Consider the following 17,693-nt stretch of genomic DNA (forward strand, 5'->3'; position numbering starts at 1 on the left):
GGTGCGTGCGGCAAACCCGCTGTAGCCCGGATGAAATTCGGGGCGAGTTCACGGGCGGGGCGCGAATAAGGGTGTTAGCGCGTGCGGCGCAACTGTCGCGGGGTCATGCTGAGATGGCGAGAGAGGGCAGCGGTGAAGGCGCTTTGCGAGCTGTAGCCGACCCGTGCGGCGATTTCGCCAACAGCCAGGTCGCTGCCACGCAGTAGTTGCTCGGCCAGGCGCAGGCGCCGTTGGCGGATATGCTCCATGGGCGTGCTGCCGGTCTCGGCGAGGAAGCGGGCATGGAAGCGCGCCACCGACAGACCGGCCAGGCGAGCCAGATCTGCCACCTGCAGCGGATGCGCCGCGTGCTGCTCGATATAGCGATCCAGGGCGGCCATCGGCAAGCCGGGCGTCTCGGCATGCTGGCGGCTGCAGGCCAGGCTGCCGAGCAGCAGAGCTGCACCCTGGCCGGCGATGATCGGGTCATTGATCGGGCTGCTGGCCAGCCAGTTGAGCAACTGCCCCTGCGAGGGATCGAGTTGCAGGGCGTTGGGCTTGTCCAGCAAACGCTGGATATCGCCCGCATGGTGGCCGAGCTGGCGTTCCAGCCAGTCGTTGGCCGGCAGATCCAGTACCAGACACTGGCTGCCCCGTGGGCTGCCGCAGGTATGGCGCGCTTCGGCCGGCACTACGGCCAGGTGATGGCGCAGCACCTGACTGCCCTGGCCGTCCACTTCGAATTGCAGCTCGCCAGCCAGGCCGAACACCAGTTGTGCGTGGTCGTGGCTATGGCTGAGCACTTCGTGGCTGTAATGACGCAGGGACAGGATCGGGAGCATGGCAGTTTCCTCGGCAACCGCCGGAGTGTAACGCCTGGGCCGGGGCACTGCTGCGTCATTGAACGGTCTTTTTCCTGTCATATGCTTTTCACCGCGACCCCTCAAGCTCGTCTAAACCCAGCCGGAGGTCGCCCATGACCAGCGCCCAGCTCGCCAAGCCCAGCCGCAAGCAACGAGTCCGCACCCTGTGGATTTCCGACGTCCACCTCGGCACGCGTGACTGCCAGGCCGAACACCTGGCGGCCTTTCTCAAGCGCTATCACGCTGATCGCATCTATCTGGTGGGCGACATCATCGACGGCTGGAAACTGCGCGGTGGCATCTACTGGCCGCAGGCGCACACCAACGTCATCCGTCGTTTGCTGACCATGAGCAAGCGCGGTACCGAGGTCATCTACGTCACCGGCAACCATGACGAGTTTCTGCGTCGTTACTCCAGCCTGCTGCTGGGCAACATCCAGTTGGTCGACGAGGCGGTGCACGTCACTGCCGATGGCCGGCAATTGCTGGTGATCCATGGCGATCAGTTCGATGTGATAACCCGGTATCACCGCTGGCTGGCCTTCCTCGGTGATTCGGCTTACGAATTCACCCTAACCCTCAACCGCTGGCTCAATCACTGGCGCAGCCGCTGGGGCTATGGCTACTGGTCGCTGTCGGCGTACCTCAAGCACAAGGTCAAGACCGCGGTGAACTTCATCAGCGACTTTGAGGAGGCCATCGCTCACGAGTGCGTCAAGCGCGGCCTGCAGGGCGTGGTCTGTGGCCATATTCACCATGCCGAGATTCGCCAGGTGAGTGGTGTGGAATACATGAACTGCGGCGACTGGGTGGAATCCTGCACAGCACTGATCGAGCACTGGGATGGGCAGATCGAGCTCTATCGTCTGGCCGAGGCGCAACTGGCCAGCGAGGAGCGGGCCGTCGCCCTCGAGACCGGCGCATGAGGATACTGATCGTCTCCGACGCCTGGGCGCCTCAGGTCAATGGTGTGGTCACCAGCCTGGCCGCGCTGGTCGGCGAACTGCGTGGGTTAGGTCATCAGGTCAAGCTGCTGTCGCCCGCCGATTTTCGCGCCGTGCCGTGCCCCACTTATCCGGAGATTCCGCTGGTGTGGGATCTGTGGCGCGTCGGTGCGGCGATTCGCAACTTTCGTCCTGGCTGCGTGCACCTCGCTACCGAGGGGCCGTTGGGGTGGGCAGCGCGGCGTTGGCTGGTCAAGCGTGGGCTGGCGTTTTCCACGGCGATCCATACGCGTTTTCCGGAGTACGTCAGCACGCGCTGGCCGTGGATTGCGCCGCGCTTCGGTTATGCCTTTCTACGCGCCTTCCATCGCCCCAGCCAAGCCGTGCTGGTGACCACCGAGCGGTTGCGCGAGGAGTTCGCCAGTTGGGCTCTACAACGGCTGCAACTGTGGCGCAAAGGGGTGGATACCCGGCTGTTTCGGCCGGACGAGACGCGTCCACGACCTGTGCGACCGGTGTTTCTCTACGTCGGACGCATCGCTCCGGAAAAGAACCTGCAGGCCTTTCTCGATCTGGACCTGCCGGGGGAGAAACGTGTGGTCGGTGACGGCCCGCAGCGTGAGGCGTTGCAACAGCAGTATCCGCTGGTGCGCTTTCTCGGCTACCGCCATGGCCAGGCGTTGGCCGAGGCTTATCAGGATGCCTCGGTGCTGGTCTTCCCCTCGCGTACCGATACCTATGGGCTGGTGATGCTGGAAGCGCTGGCTTGCGGTACGCCGGTGGCTGCGTTTCCCGTGGCCGGGCCACTGGATGTGCTGCAGCAGGGGCTCAGCGGGGTAATGGCCGAGGATTTACACGCTGCCTGCCTTGCTGCGCTGGAGTTGGATCGTAAGCGTTGCGCGGAATTGGCGGCAGCGCAGTCCTGGCGCGCTTCGGCGCTGGAGTTTCTGGCGTTGCAGCCGCTGATCGATGGTGAGTCGGCGTTGACCGAGGCACTGGAGGCGTAGGGCGTACTCGCGAAGCAGTACGCCGCCGTACGTGTGGAGCACCGGAAAGCGGCGGACTGTTCGCTTCGCTCCTGAGTCCGCCCTACGGGCTACGAGCGGCCGACGTTCCGATCCGCCCTACACCTCGGTGTCCTTACAGAATTACCTTGTCACGCAGCTTCTCGGCGGCCTGGTTGAGCGCCTGGATCACCCGTTCCTTGTCGAAGTTCTGAATGCCATTGGTGTCCAGGTACATGGAGAAGCCCGGCAGTTCGTGCTCGACGTAGCTGGAGGTGGCGCCCAGGTCGCGGCGGAAGTCCACCACCTGGTAGATCTGCACGGGGCGGGTGAAGCCCTTGACGGCGATCTGGCCCTTGTCGCGGCACATGATCACGTCCTTGACCAGCGAATAAGTCTCGTGGGAGATCAGGATTTCGCCGGATTCGGCAGCGCTTTCCAGGCGGCTGGCAAGGTTCACGTCGCGACCGATGATGGTGTAATCCATACGCGTGTCGGCGCCGAAGTTGCCCACCGTGCAGTAGCCGGTGTTGAGGCCCATGCGAATTTCCAGCGGCTTGGTGATGCCCTGGGCGCGCCACTGCTGGCGCAGCACCTTCATGTGCTTGCGCATGGCGATGGCCATGGAAACTGCCGCCACGGCGTCTTTCTTGGCTCCGTTGCTGCTCGGGTCGCCGAAGAACACCATGACGCAGTCACCGATGAACTTGTCGATGGTGCCGCCGTATTTCAGGGTGATCTTCGACATTTCGTTGAGGTAGGTGTTGAGCAGGTCGGTCAGCGCTTCGGCTTCCAGCTCTTCCGACAGCTCGGTGAAACCCTTGATATCGGAGAAGAACACCGTGAGCTTCTTGCGCTGAGTCTCCAAGCGCACGCTCTTCTTGCCGGTGAAGATCGATTCCCAGACCTGTGGTGACAGGTACTTGGCCAGGTTGCGCGCCAGGCGTGCGGCCTTTTCCTGCTCACGCTTGATCTCGCTGCGTACCTGAGCCAAGCGCAGGCCCTGCTGGTTGACGAAGTAGGCGGTGATGCAGATGTACAGGGTGGCGAAGAGGATGCTGACCAGCGCCACCAGCGTCGGCGTGTCGGTATTGGGATGAACCCCAACCAGCGCGGCGCACAGCGCCATGCCGCTGGCGGCCACCAGCAGGCCCAGGCCGAGATAGCGCATGCCACCCACCACCAGGGCACTGAAACAGAGAATCAGCAGGAACATCAGGCTGGGCACGGCAGAGAAGCCGAGCAGCACGCAGGCCGCGCCGGCGTGCAGGGCATCGAAGAACAGCAGGGCGAGGTCGGTCTGCTGCGGATGGTCGCGCTTGAAGCGGCGGCTGAGATTGTGCGCCAGATGAGGGTAGAGCAGGGCGTAGGGCACCATCCACAGAATGTCGTAGGCGAAGTGCCCGACATAGGTGCCGGCGGCGATGCTGGCGGCCGTGGCTATATAGGCCAGTACGCGCGAATAGTATTCGCGCAACGGCGGCGTCGGTAGCCCGTTGGCGCGGCTGATGGTTGCTGGCTTCATCTGCTGGAACTGTCCCTGCTGGATTTCTGGCGTCTCTGCTGGACGCCTGGCTGGTCTGCAAGACCTGAGCCAGAGGCTCGCTGGGCGGGGATCATAACCAAGGGGGTGGCGGCCAGCCAAGCATGGCCGCCGAACGGTGGCGCAACAGTGGCCAGCGGTCAGGCGCTGGTATTGTCCATTGCAGCCAGATAGATGGAGTTCTTCGGCCGGGCGAACACGCGCTGCAGCATGGGCTCGAAGAAGCTCAATGGCAGGCTTTCATAGCCGGGGTCGAAGGCAGCCGCATCGTACTTGGCGCAGAACTCGATGGTCGCCTGGTATTGCGGGTGATCCTTGAACTGCTCGCGCAGGTGGCGATCCATGCCCAGGTGATGGAAGAAGTAATAGCCCTGGAAAATGCCATGCTTCTCCACCATCCAGTGATTCTCGGCACTGACGAAAGGCTTGAGGATGGCTGCGGCAATATCTGGGTGGTTGTAGCTGCCGAGGGTATCGCCGATGTCATGCAGCAGCGCGCAGATCACGTACTCCTCGTCGCGGCCGTCGTGATAGGCGCGGGTGGCGGTTTGCAGCGAGTGGGTCAGGCGGTCCACCGGAAAGCCTCCGAAATCGCCGTCGAGCAGACGCAGGTGGTCGAGGATGCGGGCTGGCAACTGAGCGGCATAGGCGGCGAAGTCCTGGGCGATGATGGCCCAGTCCTCGACCTGGCCGTCTTGCATATGGGTGAAGCGGGCGCGGCTATTCATGGTTTTTCTCGTTCTTGTTGTTAGGCTCTGTACGAAAAGTGCCTGCGCATCGGTGATGCTGCGTTAAAAACAGGCTGGAACGCCAGCCCGGTCAAATGCTCATTTACAGCACGTAAACTCGAGCGCGAGCCCAGTCCGTTCTTCGCCTGTTTTTGCGGGGCCGCCATCGGTATTGCCTGACCTTTGCTCGACGACTTTTCGTACAGGCCCTAGTGTGAGCAGCCAGGTTCTTAGAAACGGATACGGCCGGTGAAGGCATCCTTGAGCATCACCCAATCGCCCATCAGGCTGTACAGCGGATAGTCGAAGGTGGCTGGTCGGTTCTTTTCGAAGACGAAGTGGCCGACCCAGGCGAAGCCATAACCGGCCAGCGGCATGGCCAGCAGCCACAGCCATTGTTGGCTGAGCAGGGCGTAGGCGAGGATCGCCAGCACCAGCAGGCTGCCGGCATAGTGCAGGCGGCGGCATACGGGGTTGCTGTGTTCCTGCAGGTAATAGGGGTAGAACTCGGCGAAGCTCTGGTAGCGTTCGGTGGTCTGGGCGGTCATGGCGCACCTCCTGTTATTGTTACCTACAAGTCTAGACCTGCTGTCTCCGTGGGCCACTGACTTAAGGTGCCAGTCTAGTATCCTTGCGCCGCCAACCATGGCCTTGCTGATTGATCACAAGAACAAGACGATGAGCGAAAGAACCACATCCTCCAACTGGGCCTTGGCCATCGTGCAGGCGCTGGAGCTGGGCGGCGTAGACTGCACCAGCCTGTTCGCCGAACTGGGCATGGATTACGCCGCGCTGAACAACCCCGATGCGCGCTTCCCGCAGGACGGCATGACCCGTCTGTGGCAGCGCGCCGTGGCGCTGTCGGGCAACCCGGCGATCGGCCTGAACATGGCGCAAGTGGTGCGCCCGGCGTCCTTCCATGTGGTGGGTTATGCACTGATGTCCAGCCGCAACCTGCGTGATGGCTTCACCCGTCTGGTGCGCTACCAGCGCATCATCGGCGAAGGCGCGGACCTGAATTTTTTGCCGCAACCCGACGGCTATGCGCTGACTCTAGCCATTCATGGCGACCGCCTGCCGCCGGCCCGGCAGAGTGCCGAGGCGTCCCTGGCGTACTGCCTAGCCTTTTGCCGCTGGATGACCGGCAAGCCCATTCGCCCGCGCGAGATTCGCCTGCAAGGTCCGCCACCTGCCGACCTGGCGCCCTACCAGCAGGTGTTTCAAGCACCGTTGAAGTTCAATGCCGAGCACTACGGGTTGATCTTCGAGCGTGGGGATCTGGAAGCGCCATTGCCCAGTGCCAATGAGGCGCTGGCGCAACTGCATGACCGTTTTGCCGGCGAATACCTGGCGCGTTTCTGCAGCAGTCGCGTCACCCATCAGGCACGTCAGGTGCTGTGTCGCCTTTTGCCTCAGGGCGAGCCGCGGCGTGAAGTGGTGGCGCAAACGCTGCACCTATCGCAGCGTACTCTGCAGCGGCGTCTGCAGGAGGAGGGCACCAGCTACCAGCAACTGCTCGATGACACCCGTCGTGAGCTGGCCGAACAGTACCTTGGGCAGGTCGACCTGACTCTGCTGGAGGTCGCCTATCTGTTGGGCTTTGCCGATCCGAGCAACTTCTTCAGGGCGTTTCGCCGCTGGTTCGGTGAAACGCCTGGTGAGTATCGCAGCCGCCGCGGGCTTGCGTAGCTCACCTGCTCAGTGACGCCAGAAGGCCGGGAACAGCAGCACCAGCACGGTCAGGATTTCCAGGCGCCCGAGCAACATGCCGAAGCTCAGCAGCCACTTGGCCAGATCGGGGATGGTGGCGTAGTTACCGGCCGGCCCGACCATCTCACCCATGCCTGGGCCAACGCCTGAGACCATCGCCGCAGCGCCGGTCAGGGCAGTGATCCAGTCCACCCCGCACATCGCCACCGCCAGTGCCAGGGTGGCGATGGTGATGGTGTAGAAGAAGGCGAAAGCGAGGATCGAACGAACGATGTCTTCATCCAGGCGGTGGCGGTTGTACTGCTGCTTGATCACCGCGCGGGGGTGAATGAGCTGCCTGAGGTTGGCCTTGAGCAGGATATAGGCGACCTGGAAGCGGAAGATCTTCAGGCCGCCGGCGGTGGAGCCGGAGCAGCCGCCGACGAAACCCAGGTAGAAGAACATCATGCTGGCGAACGGGCCCCACAGGTGGTAGTCGCCCACGGCAAAGCCGGTGGTGGTCATGATCGAGGTGATGTTCACCGCCACCAGGCGCAGCGCATCGAGCCAGTACAGGTCGGTGGTGAGCCATTTCCAGCCAGCCAGCACGAACCAGCTGCCCACCAGCAACAGCAGGAAACCACGCACCTGCGCGTCGCGAAACAGTGCACGGTAGTTGCCGCGCAGGGTGCTGACATAGAGCACGAACGGCAGACTGCCGAGCACCATCACGACGATGGCGACCCAGTGAATCGCCGGTTCCTGCCATTTGCCCAGTGAAGAGTCGGATGTGGAGAAACCACCGGTGGCGATCGCCGACATGGCGTGGTTGATCGCATCGAACAGGCCCATGCCAGCCCACCAGAACGCCAGCACCGCGAGTGTGCTCAGGCCGACATAGGCCAGCACCATGTACTTGGCGACCATGTGCGAGCGCGGCATGACCTTTTCCGAGCGGTCCGACGACTCGGTCTGGAACAGGCGCATGCCCCCGATGCGCAGGATCGGCAGGATCGCCACGGCCATGCCGATGAAGCCGATGCCGCCCAGCCAGTGCAGCAGTGAACGCCAGATCAGCGTACCCGGAGACATGTCGTCGAGGCCGCTGAATACGGTAGCGCCGGTAGCGGTGATGCCGGACATGCTCTCGAAGTACGCGTCGGTGATGCTCGCCCGTTCGGCGAAGATGAATGGCAAGGCGGCGAAGATCGACACCATCACCCAGCTTGACACCGTCAGCATGTACATGTCGCGGGGGCGCAGTTGCGTTTGTTGGGGTCTGCCCTGCGCGATCATGGCGATGCCGGTGAGCGCGGTGATCAGGCTCGACCAGAGAAAGGCATTGATGCCCTGCGGCTGCTCGAAGATCAACAGGGTGATCACCGGTACCAGCATGCTCAGCGCCAGGGTGACGAGGAAGATGCCGTTGATGAAGGCGAGGATGCGCAGGCTGGCTAGGGGCATCGGTCAGTGTTTCCAGAAACTACGGGTGACCAGCACCAGTACGGTCAGAATTTCCAGGCGGCCGAGCAGCATGCCAGCACTGAGTAGCCACTTGGCTGAATCCGGCAGGCTGGCGAAGTTGCCGGCCGGGCCGATGATCGGGCCAAGCCCTGGGCCGACGTTGCACACCGCGGTGGCGGCGCCGGTCAGCGCGGTGACCCAGTCCAGGCCGACCAGAGTCAGGGCCAGGGCCAGCACACCGATGGTGATGGTGAAGAAGAAGGAGAAGGTGATCAGCGAGCGGACGATCTCTTCATCCAGATTGTGGTTGTTGTACTGCTGTTTGATCACCGCGCGCGGGTGCACCAGCTGCATCAGGTTGGCCTTGAGCAGCACGTAGGCGACCTGGAAACGGAAGATCTTCAGGCCGCCCGATGTCGAGCCGGAACAGCCGCCGACGAAGGTCAGGTAGAAGAACAGCAGTACGGCGAAACTGCCCCAGGTGGTGTAGTCGCCGAGGGCGAAGCCGGTGGTGGTGACCACCGAGGTGACGTTCACCGCGACGATGCGAAAGGCGTCGAGCCAGGCGTAGTCCGAGTTGATCCACAACCAGGTGCCGAATACCAGCCAGGTCAGCAGCAGAAAGCCGATGAAGCCGCGAACCTGATGGTCCTTGAACAGCGCCTGGCGATTGCCGCGAACGAAGGCGACATAGAGCATGAATGGCATGCCGCCGAGCAGCATCAGCACGACTGCCGTCCAATGCACGGCCGGTTCTGGCCAGTGCGCCAGGGACGCATCAGAGGTGGAGAAACCGCCCGTGGAAATCGATGCCATGGAGTGGTTGATGGCGTCGAAAGGGCTCATGCCCGCGGCCCAGAAGGCCAGAAACCCGAGCAGGGTCAGGGCCAGATAAATCAGCAACAAATACTTGGCGGCCATGTGCGAGCGTGGCATGACCTTTTCGCCCCAGTCCGAGGATTCGGTCTGGAACAGGCGCATGCCACCCACGCGCAGCAGCGGCAAAATGGCGACGGCCATGCCGATGAAGCCGATACCGCCGAGCCAATGCAGCATCGAGCGCCAGATCAGAATACCGGGCGACATGTCATCCAGCCCGGTCAGTACGGTGGAGCCCGTAGTGGTAATGCCGGACATGGTTTCGAAGATGGCGTCGGTATAGCTGATATGGGCGATCAGCATCATGGGCAGCGCGGCAAAGCTGCAAACCACGGTCCAGCTCCCGGTCGTCAGCAGGTACATGTCACGCGGGCGTAACTGAGCGTTCTGCGGCCGACCGGGAATAACCAGGGCGAACCCGGCGATCAGAGTGATCAGGCTGGACCAGAGAAAGGCATTGAGATCTTCAGGCTGCTCGAAGATCAGCAGGGTCAGCATCGGGATGGCCATGCTGATCGCCAGAGTAATCAGGAATATGCCGATGATGAAACCGATGATGCGCAGCGTCGGCAAGGCCATGTAGAGGGCTCTGGCGGGTTGGAAAATGCGCCATTCTACCTGCGGACGGGCGGCTGTAAACCGCAACGGTGGGGGGCTTTACAAGCGCATCGCCGAGCATAGAATAGCCGCCAGTTGCCGACGTCCGTCGGTTTCCGAGTTCTCCTCAAATGTCCGAAGCTAATCCCTGCCTCACGTGCGGCGCCTGCTGCGCGTTTTTTCGTGTGTCCTTCTTCTGGGGCGAGTGCCAATCCGCGGGCGGTAGCGTTCCGGACGAGCAGGTCATCCAGATCAGCCCCCATTACGTCGCCATGCGTGGCACGGAGAGCAAACCGGCACGTTGCACGCAACTGTTGGGCGACGTCGGTTGTGGTGTGCGTTGCACCATGTACGAACAGCGCTCGAGTAGCTGTCGCGAGTTCGAAGCGTCATGGGCGAACGGTGAGCACAACCCGCGTTGCGACGACGCGCGCAGGGCTTACGGTCTGCCGCCGCTCACTCCGCCGGTGCAACCGGTGATATCGCCTGACCGGGTAGCCTGACGGTACCTCAAGCCGCAGGTGAAGCAGGGCATCGCCTGATGCTTATCTGGCAGGATACCCGAAGCGCCTTTGTGGGAGCCCCGCCCTGGGGCGAAGCTTTTGGCTTTGCGGTGTTCTTACGATTCGCCGCGAGGCGCGGCTCCTACAGGGTAGGCAGGCGCCTGCGGGGTTTGTGTAGGAGCCCCGCCCCGGGGCGAAGATTCTTGCTTTGCGATGTTCTTGCGATTCACCGCGAGGCGCAGCGCCTACAGGCTGATGCGCCGTCCCCCGCATACCGCTGAGCTTGCAGCTTGCAGCTTGCAGCATTGAGAATGCGCCATCTTTGTTTTTGGAGGTGGCCGATGGAGGCTCTCGACGCTCTGCTCAACCGTGTTTCCGTTCCTCGCCTGGTCGAACCAGCCCCGGATGCTGCTCAGCGCGAGATGCTGTTTCGTGCAGCCCTGCGCGCACCGGACCATGGCCAGCTACGTCCGTGGCGTTTTCTGACGGTAGAGGGGCAGGCGCGTGAGCGTATGGGTGAGCTGTTCGCCGAAGCCCTGCAGGTCGCCGATGCGCATGCTGTGCCGGAAGCGCTGAACAAGGCGCGTGGCATGCCGCTGCGTGCGCCATTGCTGGTGGTGGTGATCGCCCGGGTTCAGGCTCACCCCAAGGTACCCGCTTCCGAGCAGGTGATAGCAGCCGGTTGTGCCGCGCATGGCATGCTGCTGGCCGCCCATGCTCAGGGTATCGGTGCGGTCTGGCGCACCGGCGACATGGCCTATAACGCCCATGTGGCCAAGGGGCTGGGCCTGGCGGCGGACGAGCAGATCATCGCCTACCTCTACCTTGGTACACCGGAGCGTGAGCTGCGCCGCGCCCCGGAGGTCCGCGTCGAGGATTTTGTCAGCGCCTGGGAGGGCTGAGCGAAACGCGCTTCAGCCTGCCTGCTGCCTGGCCGGCAGGCTGAGCGTGGCGATGAAGCCGCCTTGCGGGTGGTTGCTCAACAGCAGTTCACCGCCATGACGCTGCGCCGCCCGCCGCGCGATAGCCAAGCCGAGGCCGTGGCCGGAGCCGCTCTGGCCTGGTGCGCGGAAGAACGGTTTACCCAATTGCTCCAGGTGTTCGCTGGCGACCCCTGGGCCATGGTCGCGCACGCTCAGCGTTACGTTTTGCCCCTGGCTTTGCACGCTGATGAGGACAGGTTGATCCGCTGGGCTGAAGCGCAAGGCATTGCGTAGCAGATTGTCCAGCGCGCGCTCCAGCATGTCTGGCCAGCCTTCCAGGCGTGCGCGCGGGTCGAGATCGATCTGCAGCTGTTGTTGCGGGGCGGTCAGGCGCGCGTCTTCCTGCAGGTTGCCGAGCAGGGCGGCCAGATCGACGGGCTGTGCGGCGCCCGGATCCGCGTCCAGACGGGCCAGGGCAAGAATTTCGCTGATCAGCGCTTCCAGTCGATCACACTCCTGACTCAGGCGGGGCCAGAGCCTTTCTCGCTCCGCAGCATCGGCGCGCTCCGCCAATGCCAGTGCAATACGCAGGCGCGCCAGGGGCGAGCGCAGTTCGTGGGAAACATCGCGTAGCAACTGGCGCTGGCTGCCGATCAAGCCTTGCAGGCGCTCGCCCATGCGGTTGAAGTCCTTGGCCAGTAGGCCCAGCTCGTCGCGGCGCGTGGCCAGACGAGCCAGGCTGTTCTGTTGGTAGGCGGTCTGGCCGAGGTCATGCACGGCGCCGCGCAGGCGATCCAGCGGGCGGGTGATCGACAGCGTCAGCATCAGGCTGAACAGCGTCAGCACCACCAGGGCAATGGCGATGGCGCTGAGTGGCCAGAACAGGCTGCCGCGGTGCCAGGCTGCCAGTTCCGGGTGTGGAATACGGTAGATGAACAGGTAGCTTTCGCCGCTTTCCGGGCTGGTGTATTCGGCGGTCAGGCGCCGCCATGGCAGTCGACGGTCGTCGCCGTGACGCGCCTCGAAGGCGGCAGCGCGGGACGGAAAGGTGCCTTTGACCAGTTGCTGGCCGCTCTCGCCAAGCACCTGGGTGTCGATACGGTACTTGCGCTTGCGCTGTTCGAGAAAATCCTGGGCGGCTGCTGGCCCTTGCTGTTCATAGCGCTTGACCCATTTGCTATCGAGATCGTCAAGGCCTGGGTGCAGGCTCAGAATCCAGGCGTCCTGATTCAGGGCGCGGCCCAGCAGCAGCGACAGACCGGCCACCAGGGCGATGCCCAGCCAGAAGGTCGCCAGAATGCGCCAGAACAGTGAACGCACGGTGATTCCTCATGCAAAAGCCGCCGGGCTCAGGGAGCGCGGCGGCGTGTCTAGGGGGCGTCGATCAGTTGGTCTTGCTGTCCTTCTCGGCCTTCCAGGCCTTGAATTCGGCCATTTCTGCGCGGCGAGCTTCCATTTTCTTCTGGTGCTCGTCGAAGGCTTTCTGCTGCTCGGGGTTGAGCAGGTCACGCAGGGCCTTGTGCTGGTCGGCGCGAGCCTTGTCCAGCTCCTTCTTCATGGCCTGCTTTTCGGCTTCCGGCAGTTTGTCCAGGTAGCGCTTGGTGATGTCGCGATGGGTCTTCATCTGCTCGCCCATCAGTTTGCGAAACTCCTGGCGCTGTTCCTTGCTCAGGTTCAGCTCCTTGAACATGCCGTGGCCGCGGTCGTGGTGGCGAGGGCCACCGTCTTGCATGGGCATGGCGAAGGCCAGGGTCGGCAGGGTGGCGGCGAGCAGCAGGGCGGTGAGGGTCTTGCGCATGGTGATTCTCCTTGTCTTGAGAACCTGTTTTACGATCTAGCGAGCTAGAGTCATGCAAGGCGAAAACAGACGAGGAACGGTCGGAGTCGCGGGCGACTGTACTGTTGTACATGAGCATTCCGAGTCTGTTTTCAACGCAGCAGGGCCGACGCGCAGCAGGTCGTAAACAGGTTCCGAGGCCGGTAAGTACCGGATGGGCTCATTATGCGGCGGTCAAGGTCAAGGGCAGTCAGCTGTGGGTAAAGCTTGGGTAAAGGCGATGTTGCGGGTTATTTACGCTGCGCCAGGGCGTACTCACTGTGCGTAGTAATAGCCGCGGCTGCGCAGGGCGAGAATGCGTGGGCGGCCGTCCGGGTGCGGGCCGAGCTTCTTGCGCAGGTTGCTGACGTGCATGTCCAGGCTGCGGTCATACAGGGTCAATTTGCGGCCCAGGGCCAGTTGCGCCAATGCCTGTTTGTCCACCGGCTCACCTGGTTGGCGCAGCAGGGCTTCCAGCAGGCGGCTTTCGGAAAGTGTCAGGGGAACGTCATGCTCGCCAATGCTGACCACCCCGCGATTGGGGCTGAAGCTGAGGTCGCCCAGCTCCAGCTGGCTGCTGGCCGGCGCGGGCACGGTGCGGCGCAGCACGGCGCGCAGGCGCGCGGTCAGCTCGCGAGGGTCACAGGGCTTGGCCAGGTAGTCATCGGCGCCCAACTCAAGGCCGAGGATGCGGTCCAGTGGCTCACCCCGGGCGGAGAGCATCAGCACTGGCAGGTCCGGATGCTCGCCCCGTAGCTGCTTGAGCAACTCCAGGCCGCTGCCGTCCGGCAGCATCACGTCCAGCACCACAGCCTCGGGGGCTTGTGCGGCAAGTGCCTGACGGGCGCCAGCGGCTTCGTGGCAGGCCGTGACCTGAAAGCCTTCCTGGGTCAGCCAACGGCTAAGCAGCTCGCAGAGTTCCTGATCATCATCGATCAGCAGCAGTCGATTCATGGCTCAGTTGATCCACTCGCGACGGGTCTTGCGAGAGCCACGTAACAGGACGCCGAATAGCAGCGAGATCAGGCTCAGGGCGGCGCCGAGGGCGAACCAGGTCTGTTCCTCGCTGAGCAGCCGGGGTTGAGCCTGCGCCTGGCTTTCCTTGAGCTGCAGGCGCAGGCGCTGATTTTCCTGGCGCAGGCGCTGCAGTTGCACGGCGCTGCTCGCTTCCTGCTCATTGCGCAGTTGCTCACTCTGCGCCAGGCGCTGTTCCAACACCTGGCTGTCGACCGCAGCTGCAGGGACGGACGGCTGAGCGGGTTGTTCTTCTGCCTGTACCGAAGCACAGGTCAGCATCACGGTGACCAGCAGGGACAGCGGGATCGAGCGCATCGCGATTCCTTGTGTGCGAAAGCAGCGTGGGTGGCATTTCGTCAGGGCAGCACTTTCTTGAAGGGTTTGACCAAAACGTTGGCATACACGCCGGCTGTGCGGTACGGGTCGGCATCGGCCCATTGTTGGGCAGCTTCAAGGGAGTCGAACTCGGCAACCACCAGGCTGCCGCTGAAGCCCGCCGGGCCTGGATCATTGCTGTCGATGGCCGGGTGCGGGCCGGCTAGCAGCAGGCGACCTTCCTGCTTCAACTGCTCCAGACGAGCGAGGTGAGCAGGGCGGGTGGCCAGACGATTTTCCAGGGAGTTTTCGACGTCGGTGGCGATGATGGCGTAGAGCATCTCAATCCTTATTTAGGGTCGAAGCGGGGAGGGATAACGCATTTGCGCCACATGGCGACTGCCTAGCAGGCTGTTGAAAAACTACCTACGTTGCCATTGCTGCGTTAAAAACAGGCTCAAAATGCTCATTTACAACTCGTAAAGTCGAACGCGACTCCGAGCGTTTTTCGCCTGTTTTTGCGGGGCCGCCATCGGTATTGCACTGGCTGCCTCGCCTACGTTTTTCAACGGCCTGCTTGCGGCTAATGTGGGGCATAATAACAAACATCAATCTCAACGAAAGCGCCGCCATGATTGTCGATCTGCACTGCCACAGCACCGCCTCCGATGGCGCCCTGGCCCCCGCCGTACTGGTGGCCCGGGCGCATGAGCGAGGTGTGCGGCTGCTGGCACTGACCGATCACGACACCCTGGAAGGGCTGGATGAAGCACGCCGCACAGCGACGGCTCTGGATATGCAGCTGATCAATGGCATCGAGCTGTCCTGCACCTGGGGTGGAGCGACCATCCACGTGTTGGGCTATGCCTTCGAGCGCGAGGCGCCGGCGCTGTGTGCTGCCATCGATGCCTTGCACCATGGGCGCTGGCAGCGTGCGCAAGAGATCGACCGACGCCTCGCGGCTAAGGGTATGCCAGGCGCTCTGGAAGGCGCGCGGGCCGTTCAGCAGGAACTGGGCGATAGCGGCAATGCGCCGGCCCGGCCACATTTCGCCGAATTTCTCGTGCGCGCCGGCCATGTGCGCGATCGCGCCGAGGCGTTTCGCAAGTGGCTGGGCTCGGGAAAGTTGGGTGACGTCAAGCAGCACTGGCCTATGCTGGAAGAAACCATCGCCACCCTGCGTTCGGCCAGCGCCTGGATCAGCCTGGCGCATCCGTGGCAGTACGACTTTACTCGCAGTAAGCGTCGACGTCTGGTGGCCGATTTCGCGGCGGCTGGCGGTCATGCCCTGGAAGTGGTCAATGGCATGCAGCCGGCCGAACAAGTCGGTGGCCTGGCGATTCTGGCGCGCGAGTTCGGCTTGATGGCCAGTGTCGGCAGTGATTTCCACGCGCCCGGCGACTGGTCCGAGTTGGGCATGTATCGCCCGTTGCCTGATGACCTGACTGCGCTCTGGGAGCGCTTCGAACATGCACAGCCATCCGCTGTCACTTCATGAGCTGGGAGCAAGTGTGAGTCAATTTTTCCAGGTTCACCCGGAAAACCCGCAGGCACGCCTGATAAAACAGGCCGTGGAAATCATTCGTGGCGGCGGCGTGGTGGTCTATCCGACCGACTCCTCTTATGCGCTGGGCTGCATGATCGGTGACAAGAATGCGGTAGAGCGCATTCGTCGCCTGCGTCAGCTCGACGACAAGCACAATTTCACCCTGGTCTGCCGGGACCTTTCGCAGATCGGTCTGTTCGCCAAGGTCGACACTGCAGCCTTCCGCTTGCTGAAGAATCACACCCCGGGTCCTTACACCTTCATCCTCAACGCCACCCGCGAAGTGCCGCGCATGTTGCTGCACCCCAAGCGCCGTACCATCGGCATCCGCGTACCCAGCCACCCGATCGCCCTGGCGTTGCTGGAGCAATTGGCCGAGCCGCTCATGAGCGTCAGCCTGATCATGCCGGGCGATGACTTGCCCATGTCCGACCCCTACGAAATGCGCCAGATTCTCGAACACCATGTCGACCTGATCATCGACGGAGGTTTTGGCGGGCTGGAAGCGTCCACCGTGGTCAATCTTGCTGACGAAAGCCCGGAAGTCCTGCGTGTCGGCTGCGGTGATCCGACGCCGTTCAGCGATCTCTGACACCGCCTTTTCCGTTGTGGATGCAGCTGCCCTATACTCCCTGGCCTTGTCTGGATTTTGGATAGAACGGTTTGAGCCTTAACGACTCCGAGCGTCGGGTGCTGTCAGGGATGCGTCCGAGCGGTCGTCTTCACCTCGGGTACTATCACGGCGTGCTGAAGAACTGGGTCAAGTTGCAGCACGAGTACGACTGCTTCTTCTGTATTGTCGACTGGCACGCCCTGACCACCGAATACGCCGATGCCGGCCAGCTCTCCCAGCACGTCATGGATATGGCGGTAGATTGGCTGGCTGCAGGCGTCAGTCCCAGCTCCGCGACGCTGTTCGTGCAGTCGCAGGTGCCGGAACACGCCGAGCTGCACCTGTTGCTGTCGATGATCTGCCCGCTCAGCTGGCTTGAGCGCGTGCCCTCCTACAAGGAGCAGCAGGAGCACCAGGGCAGCAAGGATCTCTCCACTTACGGGTTTCTCGGTTACCCGCTGCTGCAGGCTGCGGATATCCTGCTGTACCGCGCCGGACAGGTGCCGGTGGGGGCCGATCAGCTACCTCATATCGAATTTGCCCGTGAAGTGGCGCGCCGCTTCAACCACCTGTACGGCAGCGAGCCGGATTTCGAGCTGAAGGCCGAAGCGGCCATCGGCAAGCTGGGCAAGAAGCTCGGCAAGCTCTACAGCAACCTGCGCAAGGCCTATCAGGAGCAGGGTGACGTACAGGCGCTGGAGACGGCGCGGGCCCTGCTCAAGGAACAGACCAGCATCACCCTCGGCGACCAGGAGCGTCTGTACGGCTATCTGGAAGGTGGCGGCAAGGTGATTCTGAGCGAGCCGCAGCCGATTCTTGCCGAGTTTTCGCGGGTGCCTGGCCTGGACGGACAGAAGATGGCCAAGTCCAGCGGTAACGCGATATTCCTGCGCGATAGCGATGCCGAGCTCGAGGAAAAACTGCGGCGCATGCCCACCGATCCGGCACGGGTACACCGCGACGATCCGGGTGAGCCGCAGCGTTGCCCGGTCTGGTCGCTGCATCAGCTGTATTCTAGCGCCGAGCAATTGCACTGGGTGATCGAGGGCTGTCGTAGCGCCTCGATTGGTTGCCTCGACTGCAAGAGCGCGCTGTGCTCCTCTTTGCAGGCCGAGCTGATGCCCCTGCAGCAGCGCGCCATCGACTATGAGGATAGTCCGGACCTGGTGCGCAGCATCCTCGCCGAAGGCGCCGAGCGCGCGCGTGACGAAGCGCGCGAAACCCTGGCCGAAGTACGCATGGCCATGGGCCTGAATTACCGCTGAAGGAG

Annotated in this window: 19 protein-coding genes; 8 read left to right on the plus strand and 11 right to left on the minus strand. The window is 62.9% G+C overall.

Annotation, left to right across the window (positions count from 1 at the left end; genetic code table 11):
• Window positions 1-74: 74 nt before the first annotated feature.
• On the minus strand, window positions 75-821 hold the full coding sequence (locus BLS08_RS11885) for a helix-turn-helix transcriptional regulator (RefSeq protein WP_055987142.1): 747 nt from the start codon (window positions 819-821) through the stop codon (window positions 75-77).
• Between the two features lie 134 nt (window positions 822-955).
• Between BLS08_RS11885 and BLS08_RS11890 the strand changes: the two genes are divergently transcribed.
• Both BLS08_RS11890 and BLS08_RS11895 read left to right on the plus strand, forming a co-directional pair.
• Window positions 956-1,768 carry a UDP-2,3-diacylglucosamine diphosphatase gene (locus BLS08_RS11890; protein WP_017677391.1) on the plus strand — a complete coding sequence of 271 codons (813 nt, stop codon included), beginning with the start codon at window positions 956-958 and terminating at the stop codon, window positions 1,766-1,768.
• The gene (locus BLS08_RS11895; RefSeq protein ID WP_090336718.1) at window positions 1,765-2,793 is read left to right on the plus strand and encodes a glycosyltransferase family 4 protein; all 1,029 of its coding nucleotides are present in this window, start codon (window positions 1,765-1,767) and stop codon (window positions 2,791-2,793) included. The genes BLS08_RS11890 and BLS08_RS11895 overlap by 4 nt, the downstream gene beginning before the upstream one ends.
• Window positions 2,794-2,926: 133 nt before the next feature.
• On the opposite strand, the gene BLS08_RS11900 is transcribed toward BLS08_RS11895, so the two are convergent.
• The 3 genes from BLS08_RS11900 to BLS08_RS11910 all read right to left on the minus strand — a co-directional run bounded on the left by BLS08_RS11900 (window position 2,927) and on the right by BLS08_RS11910 (window position 5,609).
• Window positions 2,927-4,315 (minus strand): adenylate/guanylate cyclase domain-containing protein, encoded by a 1,389-nt coding sequence (locus tag BLS08_RS11900; RefSeq protein ID WP_021489994.1) that lies wholly within the window; start codon window positions 4,313-4,315, stop codon window positions 2,927-2,929.
• A gap of 158 nt (window positions 4,316-4,473) precedes the next feature.
• A complete protein-coding gene (locus BLS08_RS11905; protein WP_055987138.1) occupies window positions 4,474-5,061 on the minus strand; it encodes an HD domain-containing protein in 588 nt (195 codons plus the stop codon).
• A gap of 230 nt (window positions 5,062-5,291) precedes the next feature.
• Window positions 5,292-5,609, minus strand: coding sequence for an Mpo1-like protein (locus tag BLS08_RS11910; RefSeq protein WP_017677387.1), 318 nt, complete (start codon window positions 5,607-5,609; stop codon window positions 5,292-5,294).
• A 130-nt stretch (window positions 5,610-5,739) separates the two neighbouring features.
• On the opposite strand from BLS08_RS11910, the gene BLS08_RS11915 reads away from it, so the two are divergent.
• Window positions 5,740-6,750, plus strand: a complete 1,011-nt coding sequence (locus tag BLS08_RS11915) for an AraC family transcriptional regulator (protein ID WP_055987206.1) — start codon at window positions 5,740-5,742, stop codon at window positions 6,748-6,750.
• A gap of 9 nt (window positions 6,751-6,759) precedes the next feature.
• On the opposite strand, the gene BLS08_RS11920 is transcribed toward BLS08_RS11915, so the two are convergent.
• Both BLS08_RS11920 and BLS08_RS11925 read right to left on the minus strand, forming a co-directional pair.
• Window positions 6,760-8,214 (minus strand): TrkH family potassium uptake protein, encoded by a 1,455-nt coding sequence (locus BLS08_RS11920; RefSeq protein WP_017677385.1) that lies wholly within the window; start codon window positions 8,212-8,214, stop codon window positions 6,760-6,762.
• Window positions 8,215-8,217: 3 nt separating this feature from the next.
• Complete coding sequence (locus tag BLS08_RS11925; RefSeq protein ID WP_021489990.1) at window positions 8,218-9,672, minus strand: TrkH family potassium uptake protein; 1,455 nt, start codon at window positions 9,670-9,672, stop codon at window positions 8,218-8,220.
• Window positions 9,673-9,821: 149 nt separating this feature from the next.
• Between BLS08_RS11925 and BLS08_RS11930 the strand changes: the two genes are divergently transcribed.
• Together BLS08_RS11930 and BLS08_RS11935 are read left to right on the plus strand one after the other, a co-directional pair.
• Window positions 9,822-10,193, plus strand: coding sequence for a YkgJ family cysteine cluster protein (locus BLS08_RS11930; RefSeq protein WP_080666333.1), 372 nt, complete (start codon window positions 9,822-9,824; stop codon window positions 10,191-10,193).
• 341 nt (window positions 10,194-10,534) lie between these two features.
• Window positions 10,535-11,095: a nitroreductase family protein gene (locus tag BLS08_RS11935; protein ID WP_021489989.1), complete on the plus strand. Its 561-nt coding sequence runs from the start codon at window positions 10,535-10,537 to the stop codon at window positions 11,093-11,095.
• 12 nt (window positions 11,096-11,107) lie between these two features.
• Here BLS08_RS11935 and BLS08_RS11940 read toward each other — a convergent pair whose 3' ends face one another.
• The 5 genes from BLS08_RS11940 to BLS08_RS11960 form a co-directional block, all read right to left on the minus strand.
• Window positions 11,108-12,436, minus strand: coding sequence for a sensor histidine kinase (locus BLS08_RS11940; RefSeq protein WP_090336720.1), 1,329 nt, complete (start codon window positions 12,434-12,436; stop codon window positions 11,108-11,110).
• 64 nt (window positions 12,437-12,500) lie between these two features.
• On the minus strand, window positions 12,501-12,914 hold the full coding sequence (locus BLS08_RS11945) for a Spy/CpxP family protein refolding chaperone (protein WP_017677381.1): 414 nt from the start codon (window positions 12,912-12,914) through the stop codon (window positions 12,501-12,503).
• A 294-nt stretch (window positions 12,915-13,208) separates the two neighbouring features.
• Window positions 13,209-13,886, minus strand: a complete 678-nt coding sequence (locus BLS08_RS11950) for a response regulator transcription factor (protein WP_090336721.1) — start codon at window positions 13,884-13,886, stop codon at window positions 13,209-13,211.
• Between the two features lie 3 nt (window positions 13,887-13,889).
• Window positions 13,890-14,264 carry a translation initiation factor 2 (IF-2, GTPase) gene (locus BLS08_RS11955; protein WP_075746960.1) on the minus strand — a complete coding sequence of 125 codons (375 nt, stop codon included), beginning with the start codon at window positions 14,262-14,264 and terminating at the stop codon, window positions 13,890-13,892.
• 41 nt (window positions 14,265-14,305) lie between these two features.
• Window positions 14,306-14,605: a YciI family protein gene (locus BLS08_RS11960; RefSeq protein WP_003460961.1), complete on the minus strand. Its 300-nt coding sequence runs from the start codon at window positions 14,603-14,605 to the stop codon at window positions 14,306-14,308.
• Between the two features lie 290 nt (window positions 14,606-14,895).
• Between BLS08_RS11960 and BLS08_RS11965 the strand changes: the two genes are divergently transcribed.
• The 3 genes from BLS08_RS11965 (at window position 14,896) to BLS08_RS11975 (ending at window position 17,688) form a co-directional block, all read left to right on the plus strand.
• Complete coding sequence (locus tag BLS08_RS11965) at window positions 14,896-15,762, plus strand: PHP domain-containing protein (protein WP_090336723.1); 867 nt, start codon at window positions 14,896-14,898, stop codon at window positions 15,760-15,762.
• Window positions 15,763-15,775: 13 nt separating this feature from the next.
• The gene (locus BLS08_RS11970) at window positions 15,776-16,402 is read left to right on the plus strand and encodes an L-threonylcarbamoyladenylate synthase (protein ID WP_090336726.1); all 627 of its coding nucleotides are present in this window, start codon (window positions 15,776-15,778) and stop codon (window positions 16,400-16,402) included.
• Between the two features lie 71 nt (window positions 16,403-16,473).
• Complete coding sequence (locus tag BLS08_RS11975) at window positions 16,474-17,688, plus strand: tryptophan--tRNA ligase (RefSeq protein ID WP_090336728.1); 1,215 nt, start codon at window positions 16,474-16,476, stop codon at window positions 17,686-17,688.
• Window positions 17,689-17,693: the final 5 nt, after the last annotated feature.

Source organism: Ectopseudomonas chengduensis (genome assembly GCF_900102635.1).
In the GTDB taxonomy this organism is placed as follows: domain Bacteria; phylum Pseudomonadota; class Gammaproteobacteria; order Pseudomonadales; family Pseudomonadaceae; genus Aquipseudomonas; species Aquipseudomonas chengduensis.